This is a genomic window from Myxococcota bacterium (assembly GCA_039030075.1).
GTDB lineage: Bacteria > Myxococcota_A > UBA9160 > UBA9160 > SMWR01 > JAHEJV01.
Window position 1 is genome coordinate 230,170 of the sequence record JBCCEW010000003.1, and the last position, 23,590, is coordinate 253,759.

General features: G+C 68.7%; 19 protein-coding genes. 5 read left to right on the forward strand and 14 right to left on the reverse strand.

All coding sequences use genetic code 11. The features are described 5' to 3' along the window. Positions 1-51 precede the first annotated feature (51 nt). The 4 genes from AAF430_04615 to selB all read left to right on the forward strand — a co-directional run bounded on the left by AAF430_04615 (position 52) and on the right by selB (position 5,214). Positions 52-867, forward strand: a complete 816-nt coding sequence (locus tag AAF430_04615; GenBank protein ID MEM7409504.1) for a PaaI family thioesterase — start codon at positions 52-54, stop codon at positions 865-867. A gap of 216 nt (positions 868-1,083) precedes the next feature. Then, positions 1,084-1,923 (forward strand): ParA family protein, encoded by an 840-nt coding sequence (locus AAF430_04620; protein ID MEM7409505.1) that lies wholly within the window; start codon positions 1,084-1,086, stop codon positions 1,921-1,923. Between the two features lie 83 nt (positions 1,924-2,006). Next, on the forward strand, positions 2,007-3,284 hold the full coding sequence (gene serS / locus AAF430_04625) for a serine--tRNA ligase (protein MEM7409506.1): 1,278 nt from the start codon (positions 2,007-2,009) through the stop codon (positions 3,282-3,284). Then, positions 3,271-5,214: a selenocysteine-specific translation elongation factor gene (gene selB / locus AAF430_04630; protein MEM7409507.1), complete on the forward strand. Its 1,944-nt coding sequence runs from the start codon at positions 3,271-3,273 to the stop codon at positions 5,212-5,214. Before serS ends, selB begins: the two co-directional genes overlap by 14 nt. Here selB and lepB read toward each other — a convergent pair. The 14 genes from lepB to ndhC all read right to left on the reverse strand — a co-directional run bounded on the left by lepB (position 5,196) and on the right by ndhC (position 22,275). Continuing rightward, positions 5,196-6,071 (reverse strand): signal peptidase I, encoded by an 876-nt coding sequence (gene lepB / locus AAF430_04635; GenBank protein ID MEM7409508.1) that lies wholly within the window; start codon positions 6,069-6,071, stop codon positions 5,196-5,198. The two genes, selB and lepB, sit on opposite strands and share 19 nt — an antisense overlap. A 143-nt stretch (positions 6,072-6,214) precedes the next feature. Beyond that, positions 6,215-7,438, reverse strand: a complete 1,224-nt coding sequence (locus tag AAF430_04640) for a FecR family protein (GenBank protein MEM7409509.1) — start codon at positions 7,436-7,438, stop codon at positions 6,215-6,217. Positions 7,439-7,507: 69 nt separating this feature from the next. Beyond that, on the reverse strand, positions 7,508-9,040 hold the full coding sequence (locus AAF430_04645; GenBank protein MEM7409510.1) for a tetratricopeptide repeat protein: 1,533 nt from the start codon (positions 9,038-9,040) through the stop codon (positions 7,508-7,510). Beyond that, positions 9,037-11,313 (reverse strand): CHASE2 domain-containing protein, encoded by a 2,277-nt coding sequence (locus AAF430_04650; protein ID MEM7409511.1) that lies wholly within the window; start codon positions 11,311-11,313, stop codon positions 9,037-9,039. The genes AAF430_04645 and AAF430_04650 overlap by 4 nt, the downstream gene beginning before the upstream one ends. Positions 11,314-11,425: 112 nt before the next feature. Further along, a complete protein-coding gene (locus AAF430_04655; GenBank protein MEM7409512.1) occupies positions 11,426-12,949 on the reverse strand; it encodes an NADH-quinone oxidoreductase subunit N in 1,524 nt (507 codons plus the stop codon). Beyond that, positions 12,946-14,559 (reverse strand): NADH-quinone oxidoreductase subunit M, encoded by a 1,614-nt coding sequence (locus tag AAF430_04660; protein ID MEM7409513.1) that lies wholly within the window; start codon positions 14,557-14,559, stop codon positions 12,946-12,948. Before AAF430_04660 ends, AAF430_04655 begins: the two co-directional genes overlap by 4 nt. A gap of 3 nt (positions 14,560-14,562) precedes the next feature. Further along, a complete protein-coding gene (gene nuoL, locus AAF430_04665) occupies positions 14,563-16,605 on the reverse strand; it encodes an NADH-quinone oxidoreductase subunit L (protein MEM7409514.1) in 2,043 nt (680 codons plus the stop codon). Further along, a complete protein-coding gene (nuoK, locus tag AAF430_04670; GenBank protein ID MEM7409515.1) occupies positions 16,599-16,919 on the reverse strand; it encodes an NADH-quinone oxidoreductase subunit NuoK in 321 nt (106 codons plus the stop codon). The genes nuoL and nuoK overlap by 7 nt, the downstream gene beginning before the upstream one ends. Before the next feature lie 2 nt (positions 16,920-16,921). Further along, complete coding sequence (locus AAF430_04675; GenBank protein ID MEM7409516.1) at positions 16,922-17,422, reverse strand: NADH-quinone oxidoreductase subunit J; 501 nt, start codon at positions 17,420-17,422, stop codon at positions 16,922-16,924. Then, positions 17,419-18,570, reverse strand: a complete 1,152-nt coding sequence (locus tag AAF430_04680) for a complex I subunit 1 family protein (protein MEM7409517.1) — start codon at positions 18,568-18,570, stop codon at positions 17,419-17,421. Before AAF430_04680 ends, AAF430_04675 begins: the two co-directional genes overlap by 4 nt. Further along, positions 18,571-20,157 (reverse strand): molybdopterin-dependent oxidoreductase, encoded by a 1,587-nt coding sequence (locus AAF430_04685; GenBank protein MEM7409518.1) that lies wholly within the window; start codon positions 20,155-20,157, stop codon positions 18,571-18,573. Continuing rightward, entirely contained in the window at positions 20,157-21,437 is a 1,281-nt protein-coding gene (gene nuoF / locus AAF430_04690; protein ID MEM7409519.1) for an NADH-quinone oxidoreductase subunit NuoF, read from the reverse strand. The genes AAF430_04685 and nuoF overlap by 1 nt, the downstream gene beginning before the upstream one ends. 23 nt (positions 21,438-21,460) lie before the next feature. Further along, the gene (locus AAF430_04695; protein ID MEM7409520.1) at positions 21,461-21,928 is read right to left on the reverse strand and encodes an NAD(P)H-dependent oxidoreductase subunit E; all 468 of its coding nucleotides are present in this window, start codon (positions 21,926-21,928) and stop codon (positions 21,461-21,463) included. Next, a complete protein-coding gene (gene ndhC, locus AAF430_04700; GenBank protein ID MEM7409521.1) occupies positions 21,922-22,275 on the reverse strand; it encodes an NADH-quinone oxidoreductase subunit A in 354 nt (117 codons plus the stop codon). The genes AAF430_04695 and ndhC overlap by 7 nt, the downstream gene beginning before the upstream one ends. A gap of 282 nt (positions 22,276-22,557) precedes the next feature. Here ndhC and AAF430_04705 point away from each other — a divergent pair, with 282 nt between their 5' ends. Further along, positions 22,558-23,556, forward strand: a complete 999-nt coding sequence (locus AAF430_04705) for an NAD(P)H-dependent glycerol-3-phosphate dehydrogenase (protein ID MEM7409522.1) — start codon at positions 22,558-22,560, stop codon at positions 23,554-23,556. Positions 23,557-23,590 lie beyond the last annotated feature (34 nt).

The window sequence follows — 23,590 nt, forward strand, 5'->3', positions numbered from 1 at the left end:
CCCGTCCGCCGGGATTCGTCGAGAAAAAGCCGCGCCCCGCGGTATCGGGCCATGTCGGAAACCTATCCGCCGAAGCACCACCTGCTGCGCGATCTCGACCTGCGATTCGTTCGCAGCGACGCGACCTTTCGCGTCTTCGCTGCGGGCGACGCGGCACTCCACAACCGGGCCGGCTCGCTCAGCGCGAGTGCCCTGGGGACCGTCGTGGACATCCTCGGCGGCAACCTGTCGCTGCGCACGGTGGCCCCGGACTGGTGCCTGACCTCTTCGCTCGGGGTGCATCTGTTGCGCCCGCTGACCGGCGACTATCAGGTGGAGGGCGTTGCGCTGCGCGCCGGCAAGACCAGTGTCGTCGCCGAGATCCGCGCCAACGAGAGCGCCGATCCGGATGCGTCGCCGGCGCTGCTCGCCCACACGGGCTTCTCGCGCATCCCGCGCCGACACGACACGCCCCACTTCTCCGAGAACGACGATGCCGAGTTCCGTTTCGAGGGAAACAGCGCGGTCTCCGACGAACCCTTCTTCACAAGACTCGGCATTCGGACCGTCGAACCCGGCACGGTCGAGATGCCGGTCGTCCCCTATGTCCGCAACAGCGTCGGCGCGGTGCAGGGGGGTGCGTCGATCGCGATGGTGGATGCCGCTGCCGAGTCGATCGCCGCGGATCGCATGGAAGCCGACGTCGTCACCACCGATCTGCAGATTCACTACCTCGCCACCGGCCGCGATGGTCCGATGCGCAGCCGGACCGAGTGGCTCGGCGGAAACGCAACCGATGCGCGACTCCGCGTCGAACTCCTCGATGTGGGTCGAGAAGACCGTCTCGTCTCGGTGTCGAACGTGCGGCTGGGTCGCCTGGCGGGCTGAAGCCCGTTCGCCGTTTTTGGCGGCGATCGGCACGCGGGAGTTGTACGCGAGTTCGCGGTCTGGGAGACTGCGCGCGTCCGGAGAGTTGTCCTGAGTCGAATCTACGATGCGCTGAACCGGGCCGAAGAAAAACGCGGCCAGAAGCAGCAAGAAACCCCTCGCGAGAGCCCCGCCCCGCCCGTCGCACAGAGCGATCGGTTTCGGGTGGTTTCGCTGGTGAGCCCGAAAGGCGGCGTCGGCAAGAGCACCCTCGCCGCGAACCTCGCGGTCTATCTCCGCGCCGCAGAGCGCGAGCTGCCGATCCTGACCTTCTCCCTCGACGACGATCCCTTCCTGGAGGAGATGCTCGCCGAGGAGCCCGCGTCCACCGAAGCCGACGACGTCGGAGCGGCCCTCGCCGCCGAGTCCTTCGCGAAGGCCGTTCGTCCGGGGCGTTTCGGGGTGCACTTCGTGCGGAGCGCCCCGCAGCTCGGCGATGACGAGGGTCCCCCTCAGGCCGGCCGCTTGCGACGGATCCTGCGCGCCTCGGGTGTGCGGGGGCTGGTTGTGATCGACACGAAGAGCGACCTGGACGGCTGGACCCAGCACGCGTTGGCCGCCGCCGACCTGACCGTGGTGCCCGTGAAGGACCAAGCGTCCCTGCGCGGCGCGGTTCGGGTGTTCGAAACACTCGAAGGCTGGGGCCGACCCCGCACACGCGCGCGTGTCGTGATCTCTCTCGTCGACGGACGCATCCAGTTCCCGAACGGCGGGGAGGCCTCGATGCAACACGTCCTGCGCTCGGGGCTCGCGCGGGCGGGGCTCCCCGTGTTCGACAGCTTCGTGTCGCGCTCGCCGAAGGTCGAGGCGCTCGCGACCAACCCCGACGGCGCCACGACCTCGATCCTCGAAGGCGCCGCGGGCTCGGTGGTCGATGGTCAGCTCCGCGCGCTCGCCCGAGAGCTGCGCCAGCGACTCGACGCCCTCGATCCCGAGCCGGTCCCGACGCCCGAGGTCCGACCTCCCGGCGCCGGCGCACCGCGCCGACCGAGCGGCTGGCGCAGTACGACTCCCTGAACGCCCGAGCTGTCTTCCGGTCGCGATGAGAAGCCCCCTGCGGCGTGGCTGCCGCGGGGTGCGTGTGCTTCCCTTGGCGCCCCATGCTGGACCCCCGAAGCCTCGCCGAACGGCGCGACGAGATCCTCGAGAGTTGTCGTCGCCGCGGTGTCGATGCCGACATCGATGCGGCCGTCGCCGCACAGGCGCAGGTCGTGTCGCTCCAGACCGAGCTGAACGACGCCAACCGGCAGCGCAACGAGCACCAGGCGGCCGGGAAGAAGAAACTCTCTCCCGAGGAGCGCGAAACCCATACCCAGGAGGGGCGGCGCCTGAAGGAGAGCGTGGCGGCGATCGAGGTGCGGCTCACCGAAGCGGGCGCGACCCGCGACGAAGCACTGCGCGGCCTGCCGAACTTCGTCCACCCCGATTCTCCGGTGGGCGGAGAAGAAGACTTCACCACGCTGCGGACGGTGGGCCAGCCCACACGCTTCGACTTCGAGGCGCGCGATCACCTCGCGCTGGGCCAGGCGCTCGACCTCTTCGACTTCGAGTCGGGGGCGAAGGTCACCGGGCAGAAGTTCTACTTCTTGAAGAACGAGGCCGTACTCCTCGAGCTCGCCCTGCAACGGCTGGCGCTCGAGGTCGCCATGCGCGCCGGCTTCCGCATCTTCACGACGCCCGACCTCGCCAGGCGCCGCATCGTCGATGCCATGGCGTTCAGCCCGCGCGGCCCCGAGACCCAGATCTATTCGGTCGAGGGCACGGATCTCGACCTGATCGGAACCGCCGAGATCACCCTGGGCGGGCTCTACGAAGACACGGTCCTCGACGAGGACGAGCTCCCGTTGAAGCTGGCCGGCATCTCTCACTGCTACCGCACCGAGGCGGGCTCGGCGGGGCGCGAGAGCAAGGGCCTCTACCGCGTTCACCAGTTCACGAAGGTCGAGATGTTCGCCTTCACCCGGCCGGAAGACTCGCCGGCGATGCACGACGAGCTGCTCGCGATCGAAGAGGAGGTCTTCCAGGCCCTCGAGGTCCCCTACCGGGTCATCGACATCGCCACCGGCGACCTCGGCGCACCGGCGTACCGAAAGTTCGACATCGAAGCCTGGCTCCCCGGCCGCGGCGAAGGCGGCGACTACGGCGAGGTCACGAGCACCTCGAACTGCACCGACTTCCAGGCGCGACGCCTGAAGACCCGCTTCCGCCGCAAGGACACGAAGAAGAACGAGCTCGTCCACACGCTGAACGGAACGGCGGTGGCGATCTCGCGAGCACTGATCGCCGTCCTCGAGAACCACCAACAGGGCGACGGATCGGTCGTCGTTCCGAAGGCGCTGCGCCCGCACACGGGCTTCGACCGCATTGGGCCCCGCTGAACGTCGACTGATCCTCGGCACCGCCGGTCACATCGACCACGGCAAGACGGCGCTCTGCCGCGCGCTGACCGGTGTCGAGACCGATCGACTCCCGGAAGAGAAGAAGCGCGGCATCACCATCGAGCTGGGCTTCGCGCCCCTCGACCTGCCCGACGGCACCCGTCTGGGCGTCGTCGACGTGCCCGGACACGAAGCGCTGGTGCGCACGATGGTGGCCGGGGCCGCCGGCATCGACCTCTTGTTGCTCGTGGTCGCCGCGGACGAAGGGGTGATGCCCCAGACGCGAGAACACCTCGCGATCTGCTCCCTGCTCGGCATCCGCGAGGGCGTGGTCGCGCTGACGAAGATCGACCTCGTCGACGAGGAGATGTTGGAACTCGCGAGCGAGGAGGTGCGCGATCTGCTCGCGCCCACCCTGCTGCGTGATGCGCCGCTGCTCGGCGTCTCTTCGGAGACGGGAGCGGGTCTCGACGCACTGCGCGAGGCACTCTCGGCGGCGGCGCAGGCCGCCGACGCGCGCACGCCCCGGCAGGGCCCCCCGCGGCTGCCGATCGATCGCAGCTTCGAGATGCGCGGCTTCGGGCCGGTCGTCACGGGAACGCTTCTCGGCAGTGCGTTCGCCGTCGGCGATTCGGTCGCTCTGCTGCCTGGCGAGGAACGCGCGCGCATTCGCGGCCTGCAGAGCCACGGTGAGAGCGTCGAGCGGGTCGAGCCGGGAGCGCGCTGCGCGGTGAATCTACAAGGCGTGGCGCTCGAGGACCTTTCGCGCGGCCAGGTGGTGAGCCCGGTCGGCGCGCTGCCCACCACCACGACCCTCGACGTGCGTCTGCACTGGCTTCCGGAAGCCCCCGACCTCGAGGAGCCCACCTCGATCGCGTTCCTCTCGGGTACCACCGAGCGACTCGGCCGCGTGGCTCCGATCGGCGCAGCACGTCTCGACGCCGGCGGCAGCGGCTTTGCGCGGATCCACCTGGAGGGCGAACCCGTCGCGGTGCTCCCCGGCGATCACTTCGTGTTGCGCGGCTTCGCGCGGACGGCGGTGGGAGCGACCCTCGGCGGGGGCACGCTCTTGGACATCGCACCGCCGCACCGGCGTCGCAGCGATCCGGCCCTCGTTTCGGATCTCGAGATCCTCGAACGGCGGGAGCCTTCCTCCAAGGTCTCGGTGCGGGTGCAGCGCAGCGGTTTGGCCGGTGTGGAGCGCGAAACACTCGCGCGCGAGACAGGGCAGCTCGCGCGGACGCTCGACGCGATTCTGGCGGAAGGCGAGCGCGACGGCTGGGTCCGTGTGGCGCGGGAGCGCTGCATCTCGGGCGACGCCCTGGACGAACTCGAGAGCCGGCTCCGCTCCGCCCTCGACGACTACCACCGGGCCGAGCCCCTGCGCCCGGGCATGCCCGCCGGTGCGCTGCGCGGCGTGCTCCCCGACAACGTCCACCCGGCCAGCGTCGAGTGTGCGCTCGAGCGGCTCGCGGCCTCGGGCGAGGTGGTGCGCGAGAGCGACCACGTCCGGCTCGCGAGCCACCGGCCCTCGCTCGATGCCGAGAGCGAGAAGCACTGCGCGACGCTCGTCGAGCGGCTCGGCACGGCGGGGCTCGAAGCCCCTTCCCTGCGCGACCTCGGCGAAGCGACGGGTCTCGACGAAGGGCCGCTGCGCGACCTGCTCGCTCACCTCGCCCGCGAAGGACGGATCGTGCCTGCACCGGGTGATCTGTGGTTCGACGCCGCTGCCGTCGAGTCTCTGCGCGACCGCGTGCGCGCCCACTTCGAATCGAACGACGCTCTCGACACCAAAGCGTTCAAGGCCCTGATCGGCACTACCCGACGCACCGCCGTGCCGCTGATGGAACTCCTCGACGCCGAGCGCTTCACCGTGCGGCGCGGCGACGTGCGACTGCTACGCGACGCCGCTCAGCCGCGGCAGTCGTAGGTCATCCCGATCCGGTCCCAGTACATCTCGCCCCAGAGGAGCTTGATCCAGGTCCAGGGGTTCAGCATCGCGAGCCACGAGTACGTGTTGTTCCACGCCCAGTAGTTGATGAGCACGGGCCCCTTCAGGTGCATGCGATGCACCGTGCCCCAGCCGCGGCTGTCGTTCGAGTTGTCGCGGTTGTCGCCCAGCACGAAGTAGCGGTCTTCGGGGATCGTCAACGGAGCCTGGGTGAGCCCGGGTCGGCGCGGGTGGTCGAGAATCTCGTGGACGCAGCCGTCGAGGTCCTCGGTCAGCAGTCGATGGGCCTCGCCGCGATCGTCGCTGAAGGTCTTCGGCTGAAGCACCTGCTCGGCCGGGCTTCCATTCAAGAAGAGCTTCCCGGACCGGTATTCGACCGTGTCTCCGGGCAGCCCGACGATCCGCTTGACGAAGCCCTCGGCGCTGAAATCGGGGCACTCGTCGAGGGGGCAGATCCGACCGCGCTCCTTCTCGCCGCCGCGGCCGAGGTGGAACACGACGATCTCACCGCGTTCGGGCTCGCGCACCGCCGGGAGCGGGATGTCGAGGATCGGGATGCGCGCGCCGTAGGCGAACTTCGACACGAAGACGTGATCGCCGATGTACATGGTCGGCAGCATCGAGCCCGACGGCACGTAGTAGGACTCGATGATGACCGCGCGAATACCGAGTGCGATCAGGATCGCGAAGAAGATCGGACCGACCTGCTCCCAGAACTTCGCGAGCGGCGAGAGTTCTTCGCCGTCGAGTTCGGTCGCGGCGGCGTCGTCGGTCTCGCGCTTGCGGCGCTTCTTCGACTCGGCGCGATCCGCACCGGACTGCTTCTTGCGACTCACGGACACCCCGCCTGGCTCCAAGGGGCGCCATGGTAGGGGCACTCTCGCGGGGGCGCCGCCTTTTCAGGGCCCTCCGCGCAGTCCCGCTTCGCTGCGGATGCGGGGCAGTTGGGCGCCGCCTGCGTGGCGGCGCCCGACTGCCGCTACTGACTCGCGAGCACCACCAGGAGCATCTGCGCGAACTGGGACTCGCTGGTCACGCCCGCCATGGTGAGATAGTTCTGGAGCGGCGTCGGGAACCCGGTCTGCCCCATCGCCACGTACGTGAGCTGGCTCTGGTTGAAGGACCACTGCTCCATCGCCTGTTGTTGGGTGATCACCACCTTCTGCATGCCGCTCGGCAGCTGGACCACCGAGATCTCGAAGCCACCACCCGAGGCACCACCCCCCGCGCTGCCGCTACTGCTCGAGTAGCCGTTCACCCAGGCTTCGACGAACTCCTCTTGCATCGCGTCGCGAACCTCCTCGAGACCCTGGTCCATGATCGCGTCCTTCATCGCGCTCTTCTTCATGCGGTTCATTCGATCACCGCGGCTTCGCTCGCCCATCTTCGCCGGCTTCTGTTCGCCGACCTCCTGCATGCTCGCCACCTTCGCGTCCCCGACCTTTGCGAGGCGGCGTGCCAACTCCGGATCGGCCTGAGTCGCGCGACGCAGCACCTCTCCGCGGTAGGTGATGCGGGCCGCCTCCCGCACGCGTTCGACGGCGCCCCCGCGAGCGAGGTTGTGCTCCCGGAGCGCGACGCGCGGCGGAGCCGCGGCGCCCGACCAGCTGTTCCAGGGGTCGTCCTCCCGCAGCAGGAAGAGTTCGATACCTCCGCCGCCGGTTCCCAGCGCTCGAAATCCCTCGCGGACCATCACCTCGCGCGCGGCTTCGAGCGCAAGCGTTTTCACGCCAACGGCCCCGTGATACACGGCGACGCCCGGCCCCTTCCCGGAGAGATCCACGGCGAAGCGCGTGCCCTTCACGCTGACGACGATCTCGGGCGTGCGCACTTCGTAGCGCTTCCCCGGGCGACGCTTCACGTCGAAGAGTCCGGCGCCCGACTCCATGTCGAGGGTTTCCACGCTGCCCGTTGCCCCGGGCAGTCGCAGTACCGAATCACCGTAGAGGCGGACGGTAGAGCCCTGCCACACCAGCTCGACCTTGCCGTCGGAGCCGGTGCGCACGATGTCACCGGACTGCAGCGCCTCGCCCGCGCGCAGCGGCATCCAGACAGGAGGCTCGCCGCGTCCGCGCTCGACGGCGCCGCTGGCCGTCTCGACGGTCGCGAGATCTTCGGCCGCCACCCCGGCGGCTCCGAGAACACCGGCCAGAACCCAGAGGGCGGACCAGCGCACGGCCGCGCGCCCTTTCGTTCGATGCATGCTCGTCATTGGGTCTCCTTTCGTCGCCCCGCCGAGTGGATGGCCACGGCCCCGCGTGAGCCGCGGACGTCAAAGCGTCGAAATCCGGAATGCCACTCCGTAGATGGAGCGGTCGTAGTCGTAGAGGTCTGCGTTCGAGAAGCGCTGGAGGTAGGACCAGCGCAACTCGAGCTCGATCGGTTCGAAGATCGGTCGGCTGAGGACCACACTGCTGTCGAGCACCCAGTCCTCGCGCGGTTCGGCGCGCGCGAGGTCGCCCACCTGCAGTCGGTTCAGGAACTCGAGCAGGTTGTCGTTCGCGTAGCGCTCGGCCGCGAGGCTCGCGTTCGTCTGCAGCGCGAACGCGAAGGGCAAGGCGAAGCGGGTGCGGACACCGCCGCGATAGCGGTCGTGGTCGAAGTCTCCCTCGAACCCGAGCAGGTCGTCCTCGGACTCGGTCTCGCTGCGTTGCCAGTCGGCGTACCAACCCGCCCAGGCTTCGGAGAGCCCGGGGACCTGGAAGAAGTGCTCGAACCCGCCGCCGAAGCTGTTGCCGTCGCGCTCGAGCGACGTGAAGAGCGGACGGTCGTCGTAGCGCACCCAGGCGTAGTTGCCCCAGAGACGAAGCACACCCGCCTTCTCTCCGAAGCCGAACAGGAAGTTCGGTCGTAGATCCGTGCGCTGGAAGTAGGAACGATCGTCGAGGAAGCTGTGGCCGTATAGGCCGTCGAAGCGCAGCGAAGCACGCGGAGACAGGTTCCAGCGCAGCGAACCGGATCCCCCGACGTCGTGGCCGTCGAAGAGATCCTCTTCGCGGTAGTCGGTCCCTTCGTAGAAGGCACTGGTCACGAAACCGAAGCGTCGACTCGAGCCTTCGCCCGAGAGCGCCGGCAGCGGAACGTCCCAGGTCACCGCCGATCCCCAGGTCGCCGCGAAGTCCCCGTCGATGTCGACTCCCGGCACCGCGCCGCTCTCGAGCCGCACGTTGTCCTCGTACTGGACGCCCGCGTGGGCATCGATCTCGAGACCGTAGTAGCGGCGCTCGCGAAGCTGCTGGCGCAGGAGCAGGCGCGCCCCGTGCGCGGCATCGCCGTCCGGGTCGACGGCGATCGTCTCCTCGAGCAGGGCGTGGGCGGTTTCGAGGTCGTCGCGCTCGAGCCGACCCAGCGCGCGGAGCAGCAGCGCCTCGGAGGCCAGTTCGGGTGCGTAGTGGGCCGCGAAGCGGAACTGGGCATCCGCGTCCTCGAGGCGTCCCACGGCGCGCAGCGCCAGCCCGAGATGGAAGCGTGCCGGACCCGACGTGGGCTGCTGCGCCACCGCTCCTTCCAGGTGCGGGATCGCCTCGGCGTCCTGGCCCTGGGACGAGAGCAGGCGTCCGAGCAGCAGGCGAACGCCGGGACGCCGCTCGGGCCAGCGCCGGACCAGCGCGCGCAGTTGATCGATCGCGGCCTCGGTCTCGCCGGCGTCGGCCAGCTCGCGGGCCAGCAACCAGGCGAGGTCCGGATCTTCCGGGTGCGCGGCGGCGGCCTCGGCCAGACGGTCGGTCGACTCCGAGCTCGCCGCGATCGAAGGAGCGACGGCGAGCCACGCCAGCAGTACGGCGAGTCCGACGCGCCGCTTCACGAGCCCACCGCCCCGACCTTGGCGACCACGGCCAGCATCTCTTCGCCTTCCTCGTCGAGCACCTGCAGGAACGTGTCCACCACCTGGGGGTCGAACTGGACGCCGCGGCCCTTGGCGAGGATGTCCAGGACGCGGTCTTGCTCGAAGGCGGGCTTGTAGGGACGCGCCGTCGACAGCGCGTCCCAGACGTCGACCACCGAGACGATGCGCGCGCCCATCGGAATCGCGTCGCCGACCAGGCCGTCGGGATAGCCGCCGCCGTCCCAGCGCTCGTGGTGGTGACGGACACAGGCGCGGGTCAGCGGCCCGAGACCGTGGATGCCGCCGACGATGCCGTCGCCGACGACCGTGTGGCTCTCCATGATCGCCCGCTCCTCGGGCGTGAACCGGTCGGGCTTCAGCAGCACTTCGTCGCGGATCCCGATCTTTCCGACATCGTGGAGCAGAGCGCCGAGTCGGATCTCCTCGATCTCTTCGTCCGACAACCCGAAACGGTCGGCCACCAGGGTCGAGAACAGCGCCAGGCGCCGGCAGTGAGACTCGGTGTAGCCGTCGCGTGCTTCGATCGCGCACGCGATCGCCTCGATCGACGAATCGAAGGTGGCGCGCAGCCCGTCGATCAAGCGGAGGTTCTCGGCGGACAGCGTCACCTGGGTGCCCACCGTGGCGATCGTACGCAGGGCCGTATCGTCGAGAGCTTCCTCGCGGTCGCGCTCGACCACCAGCACTCCAACCGGTCGGCCGCCGGCGAAGAGCGGCGCGTAGTGCGCGATCCCGCGCCGGCCGCTGCTCGCGAGTTCGCTCTCGACGGACTCGCGGCGCCGTTGCTGGAGTGCGCGATCGACCCAGACTTCCTCGCCGATCGCCCCGTCCCCACGACGCCTCCATTCGATGCGGCGTCCATCCAGCCCGCTCTCGCCGGCGCGCCAGAGGGCGACACCGCTGGCATCGACCACATCTCCGAGGAGCGCCAATGCCGTCCCGATCCCGCCCTGATCGTGCTGGGCCGACGTCGCCTCGCCGACGCGCTGCAACGCGGTCAGCGACTGTTCGCGTTCGGCCAGGCTCTTGCCGAAGCGACTGCGGACGCGTTCGAGCCCCACGACGTACTGGGCGCCGAGCATGCCGAGCGGCACGACCGGGGAGAGCAGCCCACCCGTGAACACCGCACTCGTCGTGGTGCCCGCGGCCACCGCGACGGCGAGACTCCCCAGCACTGCGGAGCGCCGCGCGTGGCTCTGATTGCGCAGGGCGAAGGCGAAGACGGTGAGCGCGAACAGCAGACCGACGGCGACCGGCGTCGAGGCTTCGCGGAGGGTCGGTTGCCCTTCGCGTTCGGCCGCCAACGTGCGGAGCAGGATCGCCTGGATCCACACGCCGGCGCGGGCGGGGCCCACCGGGGTGGGCCAGAGGTCCTGGAACTCGACCGCCGTCGCACCGATGAAGACGACGCGCCCCGCGACGTCGCGCGAGTCGAAGCGTCCGTCGAGCACGTCCGCCACCGACAGGGTGCGGACCTCGGGCGCGACGCGGCGGTAGTCGACGCGGATGGGAGTCTGATCAGTCGAGATGGGAGTCTGATCAGTCGGGATGGGGTTTTGCTCGACCGGGACCGGAGGACGGTCGGCCGCGATCGTTGCGCCTTCCGCCGACGCATTCGCGGCTTCGCGGTTCGCGACTCCCAGCGCCGCCTCCGCGAGCGTCGGGACGTCGACACCGCGGATGTCGACACTGCGGCGGCCACGGCGGACCACGCCATCTTCGTCGACGATCATGTGGACACTGCCGATCGCCGCGCTCGCTTCGGCCAGGATCGGCGCGGGCCGATTCGCGATCTCGAGCTCGGCGCCGCCGGGAAGCGTCTGCACCTGCTTGAACGACGCGAGCACGACGTTGCCGGCGGCGCGCATCGCGCGGGCGAAGGCCGCATCGCCCGCGGCATCGCGGGGCGTCGAGAAGTCGATATCGAAGGCGATCGAGGACGCGCCCGCGTCCGCGAGGTGCTCGACCAGCCGTGCGTGCACGTCGCGCGACCAGGGCCAGTCGGGGAGCGCACGAAGGCTCTGGGGATCGATCGCGATCACGACCGCATCGGGCTGACCTCCCGCGAGCGGCGGCGGCGACACCCGGGCCGCGCGCAGCTGCGCGTCGATCGCGAGCCGATCCAAGGACGCGGTTCCGCCCTGTACGAGCAACGCCGTCGCCAGGCCGAACAGGGCCAGGGCCACGACGCCTTCGAACGGGCGTCGCAGGGCGCGCGTGAGACTTCCCATACACAGTTGTGTCGACCGACCCAGCGCCCGTCTTGAGGCCCGAGCCGCGCGCGAACCCGTGTGAATTCAGGTGCTTAGCGCCTGTTCTGTGCGCTCGCGGGGCGCCCGGCGACTAGGGCTGGGCGACGCCCGCCAGGGCGGCAGCCGAGGCACGCGCCCAGTCGAGGACCGGCAGGTCGGCGCCGACGGGCGCTCCGTTCGGAAACACCCCGAGATAGACGACGGCGACGGAGCAGACCGTGAGCACGAGCGCTTCGCCGCTGCCCAACGCGACCCGCGGCGGCGCCTCTCCGGGCTCGTGCATGTACATGCGCACCGCAATCCTCAAGTAGTAGTAGACGGACACGACGCTCATCAGTACGCCGATCAGGGCCAGCACGAGATGGCCGGTCGAGACCGCCGCCGTGAAGAGCTGCCACTTCGCCATGAAGCCCGCGGTGCCCGGAATGCCCGCCAGCGACAGCAAGAAGAGCGCCATCAGCGCCGCCAAGCCCGGCCGGGTGTGGGCGAGTCCCGTGAAGTCGTCGAGGTGTTCGCACTCGCGACCGCGGTGTGCCAACGCGACCACGACGCCGAAGGCCCCCAGGTTCATGAACACGTAACTCACCAGGTAGAAGACGATCGCAGCCTGGGCCTGCGCCGTCCCCGCCACGAACCCGATCAGCAGATAGCCGGCGTGCGCGATGCTCGAGTAGGCGAGCATCCGCTTCACGTTCTCCTGGATCACCGCCATCAGGTTGCCCACCAGCATGGTGAGCGCGGCCATCACCCAGAGCACCGGGCCGAGGACCTCGCCGGCTCCGCCGATCCCCACGACCAGGATGCGCAGCAGCGCGGCAAAGGCCGCGAGCTTCACGGTCACGCTCATGAACGCGGTGACGGCCGAGGGTGCGCCCTCGTAGACGTCGGGCGTCCACTGGTGAAAAGGCACCGACGACACCTTGAACGCGAACCCGACCACCAGCAGGGCGAGCCCGAGCGTGGCCAGCGTCCCGCCGCCCTCCATGGCCGACCGGATCTCGACGAAACCGGTGCCGCCCGCGGCACCGTAGAGCAGGGCCATTCCGTAGAGCATCACGGCGGTCGCGAAGGATCCGAGCAGGAAGTACTTGAGCGCCGATTCGTTGCTGCGCAGCCGGCCGCGGTCGAACCCCGCGAGCACGTAGATCGGGATGCTCATGAGCTCCAGCCCGAGGAACACAGGGAGCAGGTCGACCGCCGCCACGAGCAGCATCATCCCCGCCGTCGAGAACAGGACGAGCGCATAGAACTCGCCGTGGTGGATGCGCAGCTCGTCGAGGTAGTGCATCGAGAGCGCGCAAGACAGCAGCGCCGCCAGGCCCAGTACCCCCGTGAACAGCGCCGAGTAACGGTCCAGCTGGAGCATCGGGTTGTCGGGATTGAAGGCCAGGGTCTCACCCGACACGGCGAGGCTCCCGGCCATGTAGGTCGCGGCCGAGAGTGTGAGCATCGCGACGACGGCGAGCAGGCTTCCGATGTAGGAATCGCTGACGCTCCGGCCCATGAAGGTCTTCGTCCGCGAGAGCAGGACTTCCCCGAGCAGGACCAGCAGAGCCCCGATCGACGCCCAGACGATCGGGCCGATCACCGCGAAGTTCAGGTCGGGAGGCGTCATGGGCGCTCCTCGAGCGACGCCTGCCACGCGAGGGGCTGCGCCGCATCCTCCGACGGGGCTCCCCCGCGCGCGCGAACGTCTTGCAGGAGCGCACTCACGCTCGGCTCGATGCGACGCAGGAACGGCTCTGGGTAGAGGCCGATCCACAGGATCTGCACGACCAGCGCCACCAACACGCTCTTCTCCCGAAGCGAGAGATCGATGAGTCGGCGGTTCTCTTCGTGGGCGACGGGGCCGAACATCACGCGCCGGTACATCCAGAGCATGTACGCAGCTGCGAGGACCACGCCGCTCGTCGCGATCGTCCCGTAGAGCGGACCGGCCTGAAAGGCCCCCACCAGGATCAGGAACTCACCGACGAAGCCGTTGAGCATCGGCAGACCGATGCTCGACATCGTGACCAGCCCGAAGAAGAACGCGAACACCGGCATCGGCTTCGCGACGCCTCCGAAGTCCGCGATCTCCCGAGTGTGGCGACGCTCGTAGAGCATGCCCACGAGGATGAAGAGCGCGCCGGTCGAGAGCCCGTGGTTCACCATCTGCAGGACGCTTCCCGTCGTTCCCTGGATGTTCAACGCGAACATGCCGAGCACCACGAACCCGAGGTGAGCCACCGACGAGTAGGCAACCAGCTTCTTGATGTCCTGCTGCACCATCGCCACGAGCGACCCGTAGACGATGCCCACCAGCGCCAGCCCCAGGAAGACCGGTGCCCACGCCGCAGCGGCCGCGGGGAAGAGCGGCCAGGCGAAACGCAGGAAGCCGTAGGTGCCCATCTTTAGCAGGACGCCGGCGAGCACCACGGAGCCCGGGGTCGGCGCCTCGACGTGGGCGTCGGGCAGCCAGGTGTGAAAGGGCACCACCGGCACCTTGATCGCGAACGCCAGCGCGAATGCGCCGAAGAGCCAGAACTGGGTCCGCCACCAGGGCCCTTCGGTGGGGATCTCGGTTTCGATGAGACCCGGGCCACCCGCCGCCGCAACGAGATCGAAGCTGAGGGCGCCGGTCTGGTCGTACCCCATCTGCACCACGATCAACAGTGCGAGCAGCATCAGGAGCGAACCGACCATCGTGAACAAGAAGAACTTCACGGCGGCGTAAACGCGGCGCGGCCCACCCCAGATCCCGATGATGAAGTACATCGGAACCAGCATCAGCTCCCAGAACAAGTAGAACTGGAAGAGATTCAGCGAGACGAAGGCACCGAGCATGCCGGTCTCGAGGAACAGCATGAAGAAGACGTAGCTGCGGACCGAATCCTCGATGTCCTTCCAGGAAGCGAGAAAGGTGAGCGGCAACAGGAAGGTGGTCAGCACCACCAGGAACAGGCTGATCCCGTCGATGCCGACGTGGTAGTGGATGCCGTAGGACGGGATCCAGGGCGCGACCTCGACGAACTGGAAGTCGGTGACCGTGGCGTCGAAGCCCGCGAAGAGCCGCAGCGAGACGAGGAAGGTCAGGAGTGATCCACCGAACCCGACCGCGCGCCACACCGCGACCGGCAGCCGCGGGGTCCCGAGCGCGCCGGCGAGCAGACTCGTCGCCGCGAGCACGAGACCGGTGGCCAGGGGCAGGAACGTCACGACGCTGAGCAAGGAACTCTCGGCCATGGCCTACCTCGACACCCACCACAGGATCGCCGCCGCTCCGATCAGCATCGACGCCAGGTAGCTCTGCGAGAGGCCCGACTGGAAGCGGCGTAGCGCGGTGTGCGCGAAGCCACGCACCGCGCGCGCGCTGCCGTCGACGAGGCCCGCGTCGATCCAGCGCGCGTCGACCTGACGGAACAGGAAGCGATCCGACAGCCAGACGAGGGGCCGGACGAGCGCCACGTCGTAGAGCTCGTCGACGAAGTACTTCCGTTCGAGGAGACGGTGCGGCCACGCGAACCAACGCGCGACGCGCTCCCCGTTGGCGAGGCCCCGGCGATACGTCATCCGCGCCAGCAGAAAGCCCAGCAGGGTGGCCGTGATCGCGGCGCCCGCCAGCAGGTACTCGGTGGCGTGATCGAGCCCGTGTCCTTCGCCGACCAGCACGGGCGAGAGGAAATTGTAGAGGCTGTGGGAGTCCTCGACGGCAAAGGGCAGCAGGTCGGCGTAGGCCTGGGGAATGCCCAGCAATCCCCCGACCAGCGCCAGGCCCGCCAATACCCAAAGCGGGTTCACGATCCCCGACGGCTGCTCGCGCACCTTGTCGCGCAGGTTGTCGGCCAGGCGCGAGTCGCCGCGGAACACCAGGTAGTAGAGCCGGAACATGTAGAGCGACGTGAGCACCGCAGTCACGATCCCGAGGCCGTAGAGCCAGAGATGACCCGGGACGGCGGTCGCCGCGAACGCCGACACCAGGATCTCGTCCTTCGAGAAGAAGCCGGAGGTCAGCGGAACCCCGGTGATCGCCAGGACGCCGATCAGGAACACCGCGTGGGTGAACGGCATGCGCCCGCGGAGCGCGCCCATCTGACGGACGTCCTGTTCGTGGTGCATCGCGAGGATCACCGAACCCGCCGCCAGGAAGAGCAGGGCCTTGAAGAAGGCGTGGGTCACGAGGTGGAAGATGGCTCCCACGTAGGCTCCACAGCCCGCGGCCAGGAACATGTACCCGAGCTGGCTCACGGTGGAGTAGGCGAGGACCTTCTTGATGTCGGTCTGGGCGACCGCGATCGTCGCGGCGAAGAGCGCGGTCGCGCCGCCGACCCAGGCGATGGTCGCACTGGCGACCGGCGCCGCTGCGTACAGGAACGAGAGGCGGCAGACGAGATAGATGCCCGCCGTCACCATCGTCGCGGCGTGAATCAGCGCCGACACCGGCGTCGGGCCCGCCATCGCGTCGGGCAGCCAGACGTAGAGCGGCAGCTGGGCCGACTTGCCGACCGCGCCCAGCAGGAAACACAGCCCGACCACGTCGACCAGCCGCCAGCTCTCGCCGAAGAGCCCCAGCGGCGCCGCGAGGGTCACATCCTGGATGCGTTCGAAGTGCAGTGCGATCTCGGCAAAGCTCACGCCCGCCGGTGCGCCCGCTTCGACGAAAGCGGTCCACAGGAGGAAGATCCCGATCAGGAACCCGAAGTCGCCGATGCGATTCACGAGGAACGCCTTGCTCCCGGCGTAGGCGTTCTCGCGATCGCCGTACCAGAACCCGATCAACAGGTAGGAGCAGAGCCCGACGCCTTCCCAGCCGACGAAGAGCAGCACCAGGTTGTCGGCGAGCACCAGCACCAGCATCGAAAAGGTGAAGAGGGAGAGGTAACAGAAGAAGCGCTGGAAGCCGCGATCGTCCCGGTGATCGTCCTCCATGTAGGCGATCGAGTAGAGGTGGATCAGTGAGCCCACCCCGGTCACCACCAGGCACAGGACCGCCGACAGCGCGTCGAACTGGAACGCCAGGTCCGCCGTCAGGCGCCGTGCGCCGATGCCCACTCCGATCCAGGTGTAGAGCCGGTCGTGAAGCAGCCGCAGCTCGCCGTCCAACGAGACCAGCGTGTAGAACGCGGTGCAAGAGAGCACGAACGAGAGGAGCACCGCGCCGCAGGAGAGCCCGATCACGCCCCAGCGCGGGGTCGGGCGCCGCACCACACCGATCATCGTGCCGTTCACCACCGCCGAGAGCAGCGGCAAGAACACGATCCAGCGCAGCAGCGTGGTCTCCTCGATCACCATTTGAGGAGGCTCACTTCGTCGAGATCGATCGAGTCGCGGTTGCGGAACATCGAGATCACGATCGCGAGGCCGACGGCCACCTCCGCTGCAGCGACGGTGATCACCATCAACACGAACACCTGCCCATCGAGGTTCGCGCCCTCGGCTCCCGCCGGCGCGAGCCGGTTGAAGCCCACGAAGGCGAGGTTCACCGCATTGAGCATCAGCTCGATCGACATCAGCACGACGACCACGTTGCGCCGGGTGAGCGCACCGACGACGCCGATCGCGAAGAGGATCGCGGAAAGCCCGACGACGTGTTCGATCGGCACCATGGTCAGTCGATCTTCCGCTTCGCGAGAATGAGGGCTCCGACGATCGCCGCCGTCAGCAGGAGCGAGGCCATCTCCACCAGCAGCACGTAGTCGGTGTAGAGCGCGATTCCGAGCATGCGGTAGCCACCGAAGCCGTCGGGAGGTGCGGGCGCTTCCGGAAACGCCTCGAGGCCGCGCAGGAAGCGCACCAGCACGAAGAGGCCGAGGCCACCCGCCGCCCACTTCAAGAGGGGCTGGCGCGCCGGGCCGAACTCGTCGCTGCGCAGGTTCAGCAGCATCACGACGAACAGGAAGAGCACCACGATGGCCCCGGCGTAGACCATGATCTGGATCGCCGCGACGAGGTGCGCCTCGAGCAGCACGTAGATCACCGCGAGCGACACCATCGTGACCACCAGGCTCATCGCCGACGCCACCGTGTTGCGGACGTTCGACACCATGCCGAGGGCGGCCAGCACGGCGAGCGCCCCGAAGCCGTAGAAGAGCGCGGCGACCGGCGTCATGCGCTGCCTCGCAGGAGCAGGATGAAGAAGCCGGTGACGAAGATGTTCGCGATCGAGAGCGGCAGCAGCACCTTCCAACACAGGTTCATCACCTGGTCGTAGCGGAAGCGCGGCAGCGTCCAGCGCAGGAGCATCTGCAGCCAGATCATCACCACGACCTTCGCCATGAAGCACACGAAGTGAAGGAGCACACAAACGCCGGTGGCGAAGCCGACGCCCAGGACCGGCGCGACCCAGCCGATCAGCGCGTCGGTCGAGACCCAGGGAATCGTCCAACCGCCCAGGAAGAGAGTCGTCATCAACCCCGCGATCACCACGACCTCGATGAACTCGGCCATGAAGAACAGGCCAAAGCGCATCCCCGAGTACTCGGTGTGGTAACCAGCCACGAGCTCCGACTCGGCCTCGGGCAGGTCGAAGGGCGGGCGCTTGTTCTCGGCCATCAACGTGGTCAGGAACATCAGGAAGCCGAGGGGCTGATAGAAGATCCCCCAGGCGGGCAGCCGCCAGAACTCGAGCCAGCCCGGCAGAGCGAAGCCGAAGAGCGTCTCGAGGAAGCCGAAGACCCGGAAGGTCGTGTCCTGGGCGACCGCCATGTCCTGCAGTTTCAGCGTCTCGAAGACCATGAAGACGCCGACGACGGACAGGCCCATCGTGACCTCGAAGGAGATCATCTGCGCAGACGCCCGCAGCCCGCCGAGCAGGGACCAGTTGTTGTTGCTCGCCCAGCCCGCCATCACCGTGCCGTAGGTGGCGAGGGAGCCGATCGCAAAGATGTAGAGCAGGCCCCAGTCCGGGTTCGCTGCCACCAGCGAGAGCGTGTGGTCACCGAAGCTGTAGATGCCGCCGAAGGGGATCACCGCGAATGCGACGAGCGCCGGCAGCGCGGCCACCATCGGCGCCAACAGGTGCATCCAGCGATGCGCGCCGGAGGGAACGACGTCTTCTTTCGAGAGCAGCTTCAAGACGTCGGCCAGGGGGTGGAAGAGCCCGAGGAGCGTCACGCCCCCGATGTCGGCCCGGTTCGCGCCGATCCGGTCCTGCATGACGGCGCTCTGTTTGCGCTCGATCCAGGTGATGACGGGTGCCAGCCCCACGATCACCACGGCCAGGATGAAGGCGGCCTTGAGGAAGCTCTCGAGGAACACCTAGGCCTCCTCCTCGAGGGGGAGGCCCGCGTCTCCGACCGCGTCGAAGGAGCGCCCGCGGAAGAGCGGCACGCCTTCGGACAGCGCGCGCGAGGTCTCGCGCGCGTCGAAGCCAACCTCGAAGCCATCGAGGTGCAGCGCCTGCCCCAGAGCCGCGATCACCGCCCCTTCCGCCCGCGCGTCGAAGGCCGGCTCGACGGCGGGTGTCACCCGCTGCACGTGGCCCGTCGCGTTCGTGTAGGTGCCGGTGCGTTCCGCCGCGACCCGCGTCGGGAGCACGACGTCGGCGACACGCTGCAGATCCGAGACGTGGGTGTCGAGCCAGACGACGGTGTCCAGGTCGCCCAGGCCGTCGACGCCGCCGAGGTAGGCCGCGTCGAGGAGGTCGTGACCCGCGACCAGCAGCGCATCGAGCGCCCCGCGGCGCAGCTTCTCGCAGACCGCGGCCGCGTCCTCGAAGCCCATCGCGCGGGCACCGGCGGCGTTGGCGGCCTTCTCGGCGTGGAGCAGCAGGTCGTCGGCGTCGCCGCGCACCACGGCCACACCCGCCGTCTCGACGCCGAGGGCGTCGCAGAAGCGCCGCAGGACGAAGAGGTCTTCGTTGGTGGCGTGGGGCGAAGCGACCACTCCGATGCGACTGGCGCCTCGCGCCTGGCGCACGCGCGTCAGGCGATCCGCCGCCGCCTGCAGCGCGTCGCGGAACCCCACCACTTCCAGCACGCCGAGGTCGCCGCGCAGCATCGCGGTGGAAAGGCGATCGGCCGCGCCGATCTCCTTGTAGGAGAGGCGTCCCGCGTCGCAGATCCAGGTGTCGTTCACGGCGTCGTTGCGGCGCGGCTGATAGCGCTGAACCTTGTTGTCGGCGACACCGAGATACACGTTGCAACCGCGCGCGCAGCCGGTGCAGATGCCAGGCACGTCTTCCAGGAACCAGACGCGGATCTTGAAACGGAAGTCCTTCGTCGTGAGTGCGCCCACCGGACACAGATCGGCGACGTTCATCGAGTAGGGGTTGTCGAGGGGCTCATCGGGGAACGTGTCGATCACCGAACGGTCCCCGCGGCCACGGACGACCAGCTCGCCGGTTCCGGGAACCTCGCGGCAGAAGCGCACGCAGCGGCGGCAAAGGATGCAACGCTCCTGGTCGAGCACGATGGTGGGGCCGACGTCCACGTTCTTCGCGAGCGCGCGCCGAGGTTCGCGCGTGCGCGACTGGAGCGCGCCGTACTCGAAGGCGTAGTCCTGGAGCTTGCACTCACCGGCCTGATCGCAGATCGGGCAGTCGAGTGGGTGGTTGACGAGCAACATCTCCGTGACCCCGGCCCGCGCTGCCGCCACCCGCTCGTTCTCGGTGTGCACGACCATGCCGTCCTCGACCGGGGTGTTGCAGGCGATCTGGAGCTTCGGCGCGCCCTCGATCTCGACCTGGCACAGGCGACAGGATCCGTCGATCGAGAGCTTCGGATGCCAGCAGTAGTGAGGAATCGTCACGTCGCGCATCAGCACGCCGGCGTCGTCGAGGGCCTCGAGCAGCATGGCGCCGTCCTCGACCTCGAGCGGAATCCCGTCGACGGTGATGCGCGCCATCAGAGGTCGAAACTCTCGAGGAAGGGACAGCGGGCCTCGCGGATATGCGCCTCGAAATCCTCGCGGAAGTGGCGGAGCAGGCCCTGCACCGGCCAGGCCGCGGCGTCCGAGAACGCACAGATGGTCTGGCCCTCCATCTTCGCCGCGACGTCGAGCAGCAGCTCGAGATCCCCCGGCTTCCCCGCGCCGCGCTCGATGCGTTCGACGATCTTGTGCATCCAACCGGTGCCCTCCCGGCACTGGGTGCACTGACCGCAGGACTCGTCGCGAAAGAAGTAGGTGACGACGCACGCCACCCGCACCATGCAGGTGGTCTCGTCCATCACGATCACGCCGCCGGTACCGAGCATGGTCCCGCGCTCGCGCAGTGACTCGTTCGCCATCGGCACGTCGAGCTGGTTCGCGGGCAGGACCGGCATCGACAGGCCGCCCGGGATCACCCCCTTCACCCGCAGGCCATCGTGGATGCCGCCGGCGTGCTCGAAGACGATTTCGTCGAGGGGCGTGCCCAGCGGCAGCTCGAAGAGACCGGGGCGCACCACGTGGCCCGAGACACCGAAGAGGGTGCTGCCCGGGCTCTTCTCGGTACCGATTCCCCGGAACCAGTCCGCGCCGCGGTTCACGATGTGCGGCACGTGGCAGAAGGTCTCGACGTTGTTCACCGTGGTCGGTCGCCCGAAGGCACCGTGCTGGGCGGGGTAGGGCGGCTTCTTGCGGGGCTGCCCTTTCTTTCCCTCGAGTGATTCGAGGAGGCCCGTTTCCTCGCCGCAGATGTAGGCGCCGGCGCCGCGCTGCAGGACGACGTCGTGGCGAAAGCCGGTGCCCAGCACGTTCTTCCCGAGCACCTTCTTCGCGTAGGCCTCTTCGATCGCTTGCTCGAGGATGCGCGCGGGCTCCGCGTACTCTCCGCGGATGTAGAGGAACGTCTTCTCGGCACCGATCGCGAAGGCCGCGATCAAGATGCCCTCGAGCACCTGGTGGGGGCCGCGCTCCATCAGGATGCGGTCCTTGAACGAACCGGGTTCCGACTCGTCGGCGTTGCAGACCAGGTACTTCGGCCCCTCGCTGTCCTCGGGCATGAAGGACCACTTCAGGCCCGTGGAGAAGCCGGCGCCGCCGCGGCCCTGCAGGCCCGCCGCCTGGAGCAGCTCGATCACCGCCGCCGGCTCCATCTCGCCGAGCGCCCGCTTCGCGGCCTCGTAGCCCCCCTGGCGTTTGTAGCCGTCCAAGCGCTGGTAGTCGTCCGAGGCGAAATGCTCGGTCAGGTACAGCGTCGTCAAGGGAGCGGTGAGCATCGGTGCGCCTAGTCGAGGCCGTCCAGCAGCTGCTTTGCCGCGTCGAGGTCGAGGTCTTCGTGGTAGCGCTCGCCGATCCGCAGCATCGGCGCGTAGCCGCAGGCGCCCAGGCACTCCTCGTGACCGAGGCGGATGCGTCCGTCGGGGGTGTTGCCGTCGGCGTCGACGCCCAGATGTTCGCCGAGCTCACGCAGCAGGGTCCGGGCGCCGCGCAGCGAGCAGGGCAGGTTCGTACACACGAACACCTGATGTTTCGGCTGGGGACGCGTGTGGAAGAGGTTGTAGAAGGAGACGACTTCGAGCACCTCGACCGGAGTGATCTCGAAGACCGCCGCCACCGCCCGTGCCGCCTCGGAGTCGATGCAGCCGTGTTCGCCCTGCACGATGTGGAGCGCCGGGAGCAACGCCCCCCGCGGCTGGGGGTACTTCGCGATCTCGGCGTCGATGCGGGCGCGCGCATCCGTGGAGATCACCATTCCAGGCCGCCTTTCCGGTACTCGTAGAAGAGACCGATCGCGAGGGGGATGGTGAAGACGAACATCGCCCAGAAGCCGAACCATCCGAGCTCGGTGAAGACGGCGCCCCAGGGATAGAAGTAGATCGCCTCCACGTCGAAGACGACGAACAGGATCGCCACGAGGTAGTACTTCACCGCGTAGCGCTGCTTCGGCGACTGCAGCGGACGCTCCCCGCACTCGAAGGGCTCGTCCTTCTCCGGGAACGAGCGCTTCGGCCCCAGCGTGAGATGGATGCCGAGCATGGCGCACAGAATCGCGAGGCCGATGGCCACCACGATCAGAACACCCGTGTACTCCGCGAGCATCGCGCCTGCCTCACTGGCCGCCCCCGGAATGGGCTCGGTCTCCGGAGCGGCTTGCGTTCGTGGGGGGCGCCCGTCGCGCGAGAGACACACGATCGTGTCAGAGCCCACTCCGTCCCGGCGGGCTCGGGCCTGCCGCGTGGGCGACGACGATCGCGGATGGCACCGAAGTACCCGTTCCCGCGACGGAATCCGGGCGGAAGGTAGTTGGGTGCCCGAAGGGCGTCAAGAAACCGAAGCGGTTTCGGGGCGGCGCAAACCCGGTGATAGACTGCGCGCGTGGCGATTCCGGTGGGTGTCTTGGGTGCGGGCAGCTTCGGCACCTGTTTGGCGATGTTGTGTGCGCGCAACCACGACGTCGTGTTGTGGGCGCGGCGCGAGGAAACGGCGGAGGCGATCAATCGCGACCGCCGCAACCCGGACTATCTGAGCGATCTGCCCTTGCCCGATCGGATCCGGGCGACGTCGGACCTGGCCGAGGCCGTCAGCGAGGCCGAGCTCGTGGTCCTGGCCGTCCCGAGCCACGGCGTTCGCGAGGTGATGCGCGAGGCCGCGCGGCTGGTGCGTCGCGATGCGATCGTGATCTCCACCGTGAAGGGCATCGAGCTCGGCACCTGGAAGCGAATGGACGAGGTGCTGACCGAGCTGCTCGATCCCGTCATGCACCCCCGGCTCGTGTTCCTTTCGGGCCCCTCCTTTGCGCGGGAGATCGCCGACGGGAGACCGACGGCGGTCACGCTCGCCGCGCAGGTCGAGAGCTACGCGATCTCGGTGCAGGAATCGATCTCGACGCCGTCGTTCCGCTGCTACACGAGCAGCGACGTGATCGGCGCCGAGCTCGGCGGCGCGCTGAAGAACGTGGTGGCGATCGCCGTGGGCATCTGTGACGGCCTCGATCTCGGGCTCAACGCCCGCGCCGGGTTGATGACCCGCGGGCTCCGCGAGATCACCCGGCTCGGCACGCGCCTCGGCGCCGACCCGCTCACCTTCCTCGGCCTGGCGGGCATGGGAGACCTGGTGCTCACCTGCACCGGCGACCTCTCGCGGAACCGACGCGTCGGGACGGAGCTCGCGGCGGGGCGCGACCTGGCCTCGATCGTGGCGGATACGACCCAGGTCGCCGAGGGCATCCGGACGACCCAGGGCGCCTGCGCCCTGGCCGAGCGCCACGACGTCGAGATGCCGATCGCGAACGCCGTGCGGCAGGTGCTCGAGGGGAAGCTCTCCCCGCGCGACGCGGTCGGGGTGCTGATGACGCGCCAGCTGCGCAGCGAGAACGAGTAGCCCGCTTCGGGGCGTGCTCGTGCCGCCTCCGCCG

Bases quoted from the DNA above. Each gene is read 5' to 3' on its own strand.
- AAF430_04615 (MEM7409504.1), top strand. From the start codon at position 52: ATGTCGGAAACCTATCCGCCGAAGCACCACCTGCTGCGCGATCTCGAC.
- serS (MEM7409506.1), top strand. From the start codon at position 2,007: ATGCTGGACCCCCGAAGCCTCGCCGAACGGCGCGACGAGATCCTCGAG.
- AAF430_04640 (MEM7409509.1), bottom strand. From the start codon at position 7,438: ATGCATCGAACGAAAGGGCGCGCGGCCGTGCGCTGGTCCGCCCTCTGG.
- AAF430_04650 (MEM7409511.1), bottom strand. From the start codon at position 11,313: ATGGGAAGTCTCACGCGCGCCCTGCGACGCCCGTTCGAAGGCGTCGTG.
- AAF430_04655 (MEM7409512.1), bottom strand. From the start codon at position 12,949: ATGACGCCTCCCGACCTGAACTTCGCGGTGATCGGCCCGATCGTCTGG.
- AAF430_04660 (MEM7409513.1), bottom strand. From the start codon at position 14,559: ATGGCCGAGAGTTCCTTGCTCAGCGTCGTGACGTTCCTGCCCCTGGCC.
- nuoL (MEM7409514.1), bottom strand. From the start codon at position 16,605: ATGGTGATCGAGGAGACCACGCTGCTGCGCTGGATCGTGTTCTTGCCG.
- nuoK (MEM7409515.1), bottom strand. From the start codon at position 16,919: ATGGTGCCGATCGAACACGTCGTCGGGCTTTCCGCGATCCTCTTCGCG.
- AAF430_04675 (MEM7409516.1), bottom strand. From the start codon at position 17,422: ATGACGCCGGTCGCCGCGCTCTTCTACGGCTTCGGGGCGCTCGCCGTG.
- AAF430_04685 (MEM7409518.1), bottom strand. From the start codon at position 20,157: ATGGCGCGCATCACCGTCGACGGGATTCCGCTCGAGGTCGAGGACGGC.
- AAF430_04695 (MEM7409520.1), bottom strand. From the start codon at position 21,928: ATGGTGATCTCCACGGATGCGCGCGCCCGCATCGACGCCGAGATCGCG.
- ndhC (MEM7409521.1), bottom strand. From the start codon at position 22,275: ATGCTCGCGGAGTACACGGGTGTTCTGATCGTGGTGGCCATCGGCCTC.